The 9609-nt window shown below is 69.7% G+C and carries 10 protein-coding genes; 7 read left to right on the forward strand and 3 right to left on the reverse strand.

Annotated elements, in window-relative coordinates:
• The first annotated feature begins 54 nt into the window (after positions 1 to 54).
• From OG488_RS05075 to mug, 4 genes are all read left to right on the forward strand, one after another.
• Positions 55 to 891, forward strand: coding sequence for an SGNH/GDSL hydrolase family protein (locus OG488_RS05075; protein ID WP_329226308.1), 837 nt, complete (start codon positions 55 to 57; stop codon positions 889 to 891).
• A gap of 126 nt (positions 892 to 1017) precedes the next feature.
• Positions 1018 to 1812 carry an SAM-dependent methyltransferase gene (locus tag OG488_RS05080; protein WP_329226309.1) on the forward strand — a complete coding sequence of 265 codons (795 nt, stop codon included), beginning with the start codon at positions 1018 to 1020 and terminating at the stop codon, positions 1810 to 1812.
• Between the two features lie 84 nt (positions 1813 to 1896).
• Positions 1897 to 3339, forward strand: coding sequence for an adenylosuccinate lyase (gene purB, locus OG488_RS05085; RefSeq protein ID WP_329226311.1), 1443 nt, complete (start codon positions 1897 to 1899; stop codon positions 3337 to 3339).
• Positions 3340 to 3358: 19 nt separating this feature from the next.
• A complete protein-coding gene (mug, locus tag OG488_RS05090) occupies positions 3359 to 3907 on the forward strand; it encodes a G/U mismatch-specific DNA glycosylase (protein ID WP_329226313.1) in 549 nt (182 codons plus the stop codon).
• Between the two features lie 28 nt (positions 3908 to 3935).
• On the opposite strand, the gene OG488_RS05095 is transcribed toward mug, so the two are convergent.
• The 3 genes from OG488_RS05095 to OG488_RS05105 form a co-directional block, all read right to left on the reverse strand.
• Entirely contained in the window at positions 3936 to 4373 is a 438-nt protein-coding gene (locus tag OG488_RS05095; protein WP_329226315.1) for a hypothetical protein, read from the reverse strand.
• Between the two features lie 125 nt (positions 4374 to 4498).
• Positions 4499 to 5242, reverse strand: a complete 744-nt coding sequence (locus OG488_RS05100) for an ABC transporter permease (protein WP_329226317.1) — start codon at positions 5240 to 5242, stop codon at positions 4499 to 4501.
• A gap of 5 nt (positions 5243 to 5247) precedes the next feature.
• On the reverse strand, positions 5248 to 6183 hold the full coding sequence (locus tag OG488_RS05105) for an ABC transporter ATP-binding protein (RefSeq protein WP_329226319.1): 936 nt from the start codon (positions 6181 to 6183) through the stop codon (positions 5248 to 5250).
• Positions 6184 to 6291: 108 nt separating this feature from the next.
• Here OG488_RS05105 and OG488_RS05110 point away from each other — a divergent pair, with 108 nt between their 5' ends.
• The 3 genes from OG488_RS05110 to OG488_RS05120 all read left to right on the forward strand — a co-directional run bounded on the left by OG488_RS05110 (position 6292) and on the right by OG488_RS05120 (position 9451).
• Positions 6292 to 7464 carry a sensor histidine kinase gene (locus OG488_RS05110; protein WP_329226320.1) on the forward strand — a complete coding sequence of 391 codons (1173 nt, stop codon included), beginning with the start codon at positions 6292 to 6294 and terminating at the stop codon, positions 7462 to 7464.
• A gap of 4 nt (positions 7465 to 7468) precedes the next feature.
• Complete coding sequence (locus OG488_RS05115; protein WP_329226322.1) at positions 7469 to 8119, forward strand: response regulator transcription factor; 651 nt, start codon at positions 7469 to 7471, stop codon at positions 8117 to 8119.
• 174 nt (positions 8120 to 8293) lie between these two features.
• Positions 8294 to 9451 (forward strand): ROK family protein, encoded by a 1158-nt coding sequence (locus OG488_RS05120; protein WP_329226324.1) that lies wholly within the window; start codon positions 8294 to 8296, stop codon positions 9449 to 9451.
• The last annotated feature ends 158 nt before the right edge of the window (positions 9452 to 9609 follow it).

Here is a 9609-nt window from a genome sequence, read left to right on the forward strand (position 1 = left end):
CCCTTCCGGCAAGGCCCGACTGCCGGCCGTCGTCGCGGTACGATCGGCAACGCCATGGAATTGAATGCCTCCTACACCAGTTTTGTCGCGGTCGGCGACTCGTTCACCGAGGGCATGTCGGATCTGCTGCCCGACGGCTCCTACCGCGGCTGGGCCGACGTTCTCGCCGGCCGTCTCGCTGCCCGCACACCGGACTTCCGGTACGCCAACCTCGCGGTGCGGGGAAAGCTCATCAGCCAGATCGTGGACGAGCAGGTAGCCGTCGCTGCGGCGCTGCAGCCGGATGTGATCACGCTCGTCGGCGGGCTCAACGACACCCTGCGGCCCAAGTGCGACATGGGCATGGTGCGCGGCCGGCTGGAGGAAGCGGTGGAGCGTCTCGCGCCGTCCTGCAAGACCTTGGTACTGATGCGCAGCCCCGGCCGGAACGGCCCGGTGATGGAACGCTTCCGGCCACGCATGGAGGAGCTGTTCTCGCTGGTCGACGACTTGGCCGAACGCCATGGCGCCCTGGTGACCGACCTGTACGGCGCTCCGTCGCTGGGCGATCCGCGGATGTGGGACGTCGACCGGCTGCATCTGACGGCCGGGGGACATCGCAGGGTCGCGGAGGCGGTCTGGCAGACACTGGGGCTCCCCGCGGAGAGCGACTGGCAGACCCCGATGGCGGCGTCCGCGCCGGCGCGGTGGGCGCAGCGGCGGATCGACGACGTCCGCTTCGCCCGTCAGCATCTGATCCCCTGGATCGGGCGGCGTCTGAGCGGGCGCTCGTCCGGTGACGGCCGGGCCGGCGCACAGTTCGACGCGGGTCTGGGAAAGGCCTTCTGGATCACTCCCGAGGACGTGTCGCCCCCCGGACCGGTAGCGGGCTGGCGGCGGCTGGACGGCTGACCTCGTGCCGGCCCCAAGGGCCCTCCCCGGACGTGGCGGCTTTTCAGCTGTTACGCGTGTGCCGGGTGGGTCAGCATGGGTGCTCACCGCGCAGGGGCGTCCTGGGCACCGGGCAGGGACGGCCCCATGAGCGACGAACCACAGGTCCGGACGGACCTGATCGACACCAGCACCCCGCACTCGGCGCGTGTCTGGAACTACTGGCTGGGCGGCAAGGACAACTACGAGGTAGACCGCCGACTGGGCGCGACGATGGCGGAGCTGTACCCGCAGATCATCGACATAGCCCGCGCCTCCCGCCGCTTCCAGGCCAGGGCCGTGCGCCACCTGGCCCAGCAAGCGGGGATTCGGCAGTTCCTCGACCTCGGGACAGGCCTCCCGACCGCCGACGCGACGCATGAGGTCGCACAGGCAGTCGCCCCCGATGCCCGCGTCGTGTACGTGGACCACGACCCGATCGTGCTGGCTCACGCCCGGACCCTGCTCACCAGCACCCCCGAGGGCGCCACCGACTACGTGCACGCCGATCTGCGGGACGCCGGAACGGTGCTCAAGGAGGCTGCCCGCACACTGGATCTTCAGCGACCGGTCGCGCTGATGCTGCTCTCCACCCTCGGACACGTCGTGGACTCGGCTGAGGCGGCCGCGCTGCTGCGCACCTATCTCGACGCGGTACCCGCCGGAAGTTTCCTGATGCTGTGCGACACCATCGAGACGGACGAGACCAGGGCGGCATCCGACGAGTACGCCGACGGCGGCGCCATGCCGTACGTCTCGCGGCCCCGGGAGACCGTGCGTTCCTTCGCGGACGGGCTCGATCTCGTGGAGCCCGGATTCGGGTCGATCAGCCTGTGGCGCCCGGAGGAACCCGCGGTCGGTGCACCGGTCGACCAGTGGGGCTTCGTGGGAGCGAAGCGGTAGGGGCCGGGCGCGCGCGGGCTCGTAGGAATCCACATACCGGCCCGCGGCGCGGACCTGCAGAAACCGCCAGTAGAATCCGGACACGTGACTGCTGTGTCTGCGAAGCCTCGCATCCCCAATGTCCTGGCCGGCCGCTATGCCTCTACGGAGCTGGCCGTCCTCTGGTCCCCCGAGCAGAAGGTGAAGCTGGAACGTCAGCTGTGGCTGGCGGTGCTGCGCGCTCAGAAGGACCTCGGGATCGAGGTGCCCGACGCGGCGGTTGCCGACTACGAGCGTGTGATCGACCAGGTCGACCTCGCCTCGATCGCCGAGCGCGAGAAGGTCACCCGGCACGACGTGAAGGCCCGGATCGAGGAGTTCAACGCCCTCGCCGGCCATGAGCAGGTCCACAAGGGCATGACCTCCCGTGACCTCACCGAGAACGTCGAGCAGCTGCAGATCCGGCTCTCGCTGGAGCTGATGCGCGACCGCACGGTGGCCGTTCTGGCGCGACTGGGCAAGCTCGCCGCGGAGTACGGCGAGCTGGTCCTCGCGGGCCGTTCCCACAACGTCGCCGCACAGGCGACGACGCTGGGCAAGCGCTTCGCCACCGCCGCCGACGAGCTGCTGGTCGCCTACGGGCGGCTGGAGGACCTGCTGGGGCGCTACCCGCTGCGCGGTATCAAGGGCCCCGTCGGCACGGCGCAGGACATGCTGGACCTGCTCGGCGGCGACGCGGGCAAGCTCGCCGACCTGGAGCAGCGCATCGCCGGCCACCTCGGCTTCGCGCACGCCTTCACCTCGGTCGGACAGGTCTACCCCCGTTCCCTCGACTACGACGTGGTGACCGCGCTGGTGCAGCTGGCGGCGGCGCCCTCGTCGGTCGCCAAGACCGTCCGGCTGATGGCGGGCCACGAGCTGGTGACCGAGGGCTTCAAGCCGGGCCAGGTCGGCTCGTCGGCGATGCCGCACAAGATGAACACCCGCTCCTGCGAGCGCGTCAACGGCCTGATGGTGATCCTGCGCGGCTACGCGTCGATGACGGGTGAGCTGGCGGGTGACCAGTGGAACGAGGGCGACGTGTCCTGCTCCGTGGTCCGCCGGGTCGCACTGCCGGATGCATTCTTCGCCTTCGACGGCCTGCTGGAGACCTTCCTCACCGTGCTCGACGAGTTCGGTGCGTTCCCCGCGGTCGTGGCCCGTGAGCTGGACCGCTACCTCCCCTTCCTCGCCACGACCAAGGTGCTGATGGCCGCGGTACGCGCCGGCGTCGGCCGTGAGGTCGCCCACGAGGCCATCAAGGAGAACGCGGTCGCCTCCGCTCTCGCCATGCGGGAGCAGGGGGCGGAGCGCAACGAGCTGCTGGACAAGCTGGCCGCCGACGACCGGATCCCGCTGGACCGCGAGCAGCTCGACGCCCTGATGGCGGACAAGCTCTCGTTCACCGGTGCCGCGGGCGATCAGGTCGCCGCTCTGGTGTCGAGGATCGAGGAGATCGCCAAGCAGCACCCGGAGGCTGCCGCGTACGCCCCCGGATCGATCCTCTGACCGCCGGATCCACTGCCGGATGACTCCCGAAGAAGTCCGCGCCGCCCGCGACCGCGTCGTCCCCGACGTGGTCGCGGGCGGTCTGCGTGTGCTGTTCTGCGGCATCAATCCGAGCCTCATGACGGCTGCCACGGGTCATCACTTCGCCCATCCTGGTAATCGGTTCTGGCCGGTCCTTCATCGGTCAGGCTTCACGCCCAGGCAGCTGAAGCCTTCGGAACAAGGTCTGCTGCCGGGATATGGCCTGGGCATCACCAATGTGGTCGCCAGAGCCACGGCCCGGGCGGACGAACTGGACGCCGAGGAATTCCGCGAGGGCGGAAGGGTGCTCTCGGCCAAGGTGGAGAAGCTGGGCCCGCAGTGGCTGGCCGTCGTCGGGGTCACCGCCTACCGCACGGCCTTCGGTGAACGCGCCGCCCGAATCGGCCCTCAGGAGCGGACGATCGGCGGCGCCCGCGTCTGGGCACTGCCCAACCCCAGCGGTCTGAACGCACACTGGACCGTGAGCACCATGGCTGAGGAATACGCCCGCCTGCTGGCGGCGGTCCACCGGAATTCATCCGAGTAGTCCGGGGTGGTGATGCCGCCATGCATCCTCAGGGCGGGTCGACCACGGTGACCAGGACCCCCAACTCGCAGCCCGGTCCGCCGTCCTCCAGATGGAGCACGACGGCGATCCATCGGTCATCCGCTCGCCACAGCGGAAGGTACTCACAGCTCGCGACCGGATCGGCCCAGGGTTCGGCTATCACCTCGCCCGCCATCATCCGCTCCTGAGCGCTCCACAAACTGACCAGTTGGGGCTCACCCCAGCGCAAGGTGAGGAGAGCGTGCAGAGTGTCGCGTTCCGCCATGCACTGTGCCTGGTGTTCGAGGCGGTCTGCCTCCTCTCCGTCCCCGTGGTCGTCCTCGCCGAGGAGGAGCATCGTGTGATAGCCCGGCCCGCTGGTTCCCGAGCCTGACGCAACCCGCTCCGAGGGGAAGTCCCTGGTGCGCATCCCGTCGATGAGGCGGAGGTGATGTGCGGTGGTCATACCGTCAGTAAAGCGCCCCGCACTGACACATGGCCTCGGACCAGCCGCCCGCCTTCCCCGAGTTCCCGAAGCGCGCGTCCGGGCGGGCTGTCGGCCGCCCCGCCACTCGCTTCCTGCCGAGCGTCTCAGGCGTCTCTCGTCCATATGCTCCACCAGCCGGCGCACAGTGCCGTTCCGGCCCATCCCGCAGTCACCGCGAGCCCTGCCCAGGGGCCGAGATCTCCTTCCGGGCTCTGATGGAGCACCAACTGCCCCGCCTGGGAGGGGAGGTACTGGGCGATGTCTCCCGCGATGCCTCCGAGCACGAAGGAGACGATCAGGATGAAGGGAATCAGCACGGCGAGCACCGCGACGGCGCTGCGCATGACCGCCGCCAGGCCCCCGGCGAACAGCGCCATCAGCATGAGATAGATGCCGCCTCCGACCGTGGCACGCATCGCACCGGGGTCTCCCAGCCCTATCGCGTACTCACCCATGAAGGTCTGCCCGACGAGAAACGTGGCAAGGCTGGTGAGCAGCCCCACGATGAGGGCGAGTCCGCCTATGACCGACATCTTGGCACTGTAGAGAAGGCCTCGTCGTGGGACGGCAGAGAGCGATATGCGCAGCGCTCCGTTCAGGAACTCCGAGGACAGGGCGGTCGCCCCGAAGCTGATCGCCGCGATCTGGCCGAAGTTCAGCGCGTAGAAGGCGGAGAACAGCGGCTCGTAACCGGGGCTGTCGGCCTCCGTCTGTCCCACGGTGGCGAACACGAGCACCGTGACAGTGAGCGTGGCGGCGAAGACCGCGATCAGCGATCCCGCGACGGACCTCACCGATCTGATCTTGATCCATTCCGAGCGCAGCACCGAAGTCGTCGACATGTTCATGGCGTTCAGGCCTCCCGTCCGGCGGTGGTGGACGCTGCAACGGAGAACTCGGACTCGTGTGTGGTCAGGTCGAGATACGCCTCTTCCAAGGTCGTCCGCTCATCGGCGAGTTCGAGCAGGGGGACGGCTTCTGCAGCGGCCACCAGGCCGATCTCCTCGGCCCCGGCCCCGTCGACCGTCCAGCACCCGCCGTCACCCCGCACGGGCATGTATCCCCTGCGGATCAGGGCGTCGCGGAGGCGGTGCTCTCCTGTGGTACGGAATCGAGCTCCGCGCCGGCTGCGGGAGTCGATGAACTCCCGCATGGGCAGATCCGCGAGGAGCCGGCCTCTGCCGAGGATGATCAGGTGGTCGGCGAAGGAAGAGGTCTCGTTCATCAGGTGGCTGGAGACGAGCACAGTGCGGCCCTCACGGGCCATGCTCCGCATCAGGTCGCGGATCCAGATGATTCCTTCGGGGTCGAGTCCGTTCGACGGTTCGTCCAGCATCACCACGTCCGGATCGCCCAGCAGCGCTGCTGCGATACCGAGCCGCTGCCGCATCCCGAGTGAGAACGTCTTGATCCGCCGTTTCGCGACCGCTGCCAGGCCGGTCTCCTCGAGCACCTTCTCCACCCTGCTCTCGGCTATGCCGTTGCTCGTGGCAAGGGCGAGCAAGTGATTGCGGGCGGTGCGCGAACCGTGCGCCGCCTGGGCGTCGAGCAGAACTCCCACTCTGCTCAGCGGGTTTCGGAGCGCGGCGTAAGGTCGTCCGTCCAAGGTGGCGGTGCCGGCGGTCGGACGGTCCAGCCCGAGAACGAGGCGCATGGTGGTGGACTTTCCCGCGCCGTTGGGGCCGAGAAAGCCTGTCACACGGCCTGGTCCCACGCTGAACGTGAGCCGGTCCACGGCACGCGTAGGGCCGTAGTCCTTCGTGAGTTCGTGCACGTCGATGCTGGTCATGAGGAAAAGCCTGGCCCGCGGGCCCCGGCTGCGGCCTCCCCCGCCGGGGTGGACCGTCTCCCTCGCTCGGGGGAGCCGCTCGGCGCCGGGCGCTGACACGATGGCGACATGCGCCACCTTCTCGGACCGCTGGCCACTCCTGTCACATACAGCCGCTGGCTTCATCTGCTGATTCCGTCCGCGGCCGTCAGCATCTGGATGTTCATCTCCATCGACACCCCGTGGATGCCCTGCGTCTTCGCCGTGCCGATCGGTCTGCTGCCCGCCATCCGCCTCGCCGAAGGGGTACAGGCTCAGCTTCTGCTCACGCCCGGAGAGCGTGGCCGACCGGACGCTTCGATCGCCGCCGCACCGGCGGCCACCTGGGGCGAACGCTGGCGAACGGTCGCCTGGCTCGAGGTCAGACTGTTGCTCGCGGCGGCTGCGGGCTTCTCCACCGTCTGGCTGTCGGCGACGACCTTCGACCTGGTCAGCGTGTCGGTCGGTGCGAGACCGAGCATGGACTGGCTGACGGGATTCCTCGAAGTCCGTTGGCTGTGCGCGCTGTTCGCGCCGTTGCCGATCCTGATACTTCTCGGGCTGGTCGTGCTGTGCGGTGAGGTGGCCGCGGCTGCCGCCCGTGGGCTGCTCGGACCGTCATCGACCGAGCGGATGACCGCCCTGGAGGAGCGCACCGAACAACTGCTGGAGCGTAATCGGATCGCCCGCGAACTGCATGACTCGATCGGGCACGCGCTGACAGTCGCCGTCATTCAAGCGGGCGCGGCCAGGACGGCGGGCAGCCCTGAGTTCACCGAGCGGGCGCTCGTCGCCATCGAGGAGACCGGGCGCAAGGCGCTGGAAGATCTGGAACGTGTCCTGCGGGTGCTGCGGGAATCGGACCTTCCTGTCGGCGCACGTCCCACCATGGCCGAAGCCGATCAGCTGGTGGAATCGGCCCGCGGTTCCGGGGCGGAGATCGACCTGGAGACGACCGGCCCCCTGGATCTGGTCCCCGGCCCGGTGTCCCGCGAGGGCTACCGGATTCTGCAGGAGTCGCTCACCAACGTGCTGCGTCACGCCGGCTCCGTTCCCGTACGGGTGAGGATCGCGGTGGCGGAGGAACGGCTGGAGCTGGAGGTGGCCAACCCGCTCCCGGCATCGCCGCACGGGCCTGGCGGCGGCAGCGGGCTGCGGGGCATACGGGAGCGGGCCGCGCTTCTGGGCGGGAAGGCCAGAACCGGACCGCACGAGGGCGAGTGGAAGGTGCACGCGAGTCTCCCGCTGGACCGCATACGCTGATCGGATGCCGGTAACCGTTCTTCTGGTCGACGACGAACCCCTGGTGCGCGCGGGGCTCCGCGCCGTTCTGGAAGCTCAGCCCGACATCGAGGTGGTGGGTGAGGCGGCCGACGGCGCCGCGGTGATCCCGCTGGTGCGCCGACTGCGACCGGACGTCGTCGCCATGGACGTGCGGATGCCCCTGATGGACGGGATCGAGGCGACGCGCGTGGTGCTGCGCACTGTCACGGATCCGCCGAAGATCCTCGTGGTGACCACGTTCGAGAACGACGAGTACGTGTACGAGGCCTTGCGGGCCGGGGCGGACGGGTTCCTGCTCAAGCGGGCCCGGCCGGCCGAGATCGTGCACGCGGTGCGGCTGGTCGCGGAGGGGGAGTCGCTGCTCTTCCCCTCCGCGGTACGGCAGCTCGCCGCGGAGTACGGCACGAGCGCGGCACGGGACGCGATGGCCCGGGCGGCGCTCACGGACCGCGAGGCGGCGGTGCTGCGGCTGATGGCACGAGGCCTGTCCAACGCGGAGATCGCCGCCGATCTCGTCGTCGGAGTGGAGACCGTGAAGACACATGTCAGCGCGGTCCTCGCCAAGTTGGGTGCCAGGGACCGGACCCAAGCGGTGATCGCCGCGTACGAGTCCGGGTTCGTGGCTCCCCGCTGACGCCGTCACGTGCGGCCTGATCCGCTCCGGCATCCGCGCGGGTACGGGTTCCCCACCGGGGGCTCCCAGCGGTCGTCGTACGGTTCCGGTTACCTCTCTCCGGGCGCTGGTCGCCGTAGGCGGGGTCAGCGAGTACGATCCGGCAGACATGCGCTCGACCTGGGAGGACACACGGTGGGCAGGCTGACCGGAGGGGACCCGTCTCTGCTGCGGAGGATCAACTCCGCGGTGGTGCTGCACGCCCTGCGAGGGGCGGATTCGCCCACGCTCACGGACCTCACCCGGATCACGGGCCTGTCGCGCCCCACGGTCGAAGGCGTCGTCGAGGGGCTCTTCGGGGCGGGCCTCGTCATGGAGGCGACCCCGGACGAGAGCGGGACCCGGCGGCAGGGCCGCCCCGCCAGGAGGTTCCGGTTCCGCGCAGAGGCCGGATATCTGCTCGGCGTGGAGATCGGCTCGCACCGCGTGTCCGCCCTGCTGTCCGGCCTCGACGGCCGTATCGTCGGCGCGGGATCACGCGATGTCTCCGAGAGCCTGAGCGCGGACGACAGGATCGATCAGGTGCGGGCCGTCATCGCCGATGTGCTGAGGCGTACGGGGGTGGCGCGGAGCAGTCTGCGGGCCGTCGGGGTGGGAAGTCCGGGCATCGTCGAGGCCGACGGCACGGTGCGGCTGGGGACGGCGCTGCCGGATTGGACCGGTCTCGCGCTCGGCGAGAGGCTGCGGCGTTCGTTCAAGTGCCCTGTCCTGGTCGAGAACGATGCCAACGCCGCTGCGGTGGCCGAGCATTGGAAGGGCGCGGCGACCGACTCCGACGACATCGTCTTCGTCCTGGCGGGCTTGAGCCCGGGCGCGGGCTCCTTGATCGGCGGGCGGCTGCACCGCGGCTTCGGGGGTGCGGCCGGGGAGATCGGCGCACTGCACCTGCTGGGCCGCGATGTCACACCGGAACATCTGCTCTCCACGACGGACACCCCTCTCGACCCCTTGGACGAGCATGCCGTCGCCGCCGTCTTCGCCAAGGCCAAGGACGGTGACGCGGGTGCACAAGCGGCGGTGGCCCGGTTCATACAACGGCTGGTGCACGATGTCGCGGCTCTGGTTCTGGCGCTCGATCCGGAGCTCGTGGTGATCGGCGGGTGGGCAGCCGGCCTCGACGGTGTCCTCGATCCGCTCCGGGACGAGCTCGCCCGCTACTGTCTGCGGCCGCCCCGGGTCACCCTCTCCCTCCTCGGGGAGGCAGCGGTCGCCACCGGCGCGCTGCGCCTCGCCCTCGACCACGTGGAGGAGCAGCTCTTCGCCGTGGAGGGAACGGTGACGGCCCGCCGCTGACAGCGACGGGCCGTAGGTGGAACGAACCGCGGCGCGGCCACAGCGCGGGGCACCGCCACGGCGCCGGCACCAGGAGGGCAGGAACCTCTGCTCCGACACAGGTCACGCAGGCCGCCCACACAGCCAAGGCCACCCGGGCCGACCCCAGGCCACGCAGC

Origin of the sequence: Streptomyces sp. NBC_01460 (genome assembly GCF_036227405.1) — a bacterium.
GTDB lineage: Bacteria > Actinomycetota > Actinomycetes > Streptomycetales > Streptomycetaceae > Streptomyces.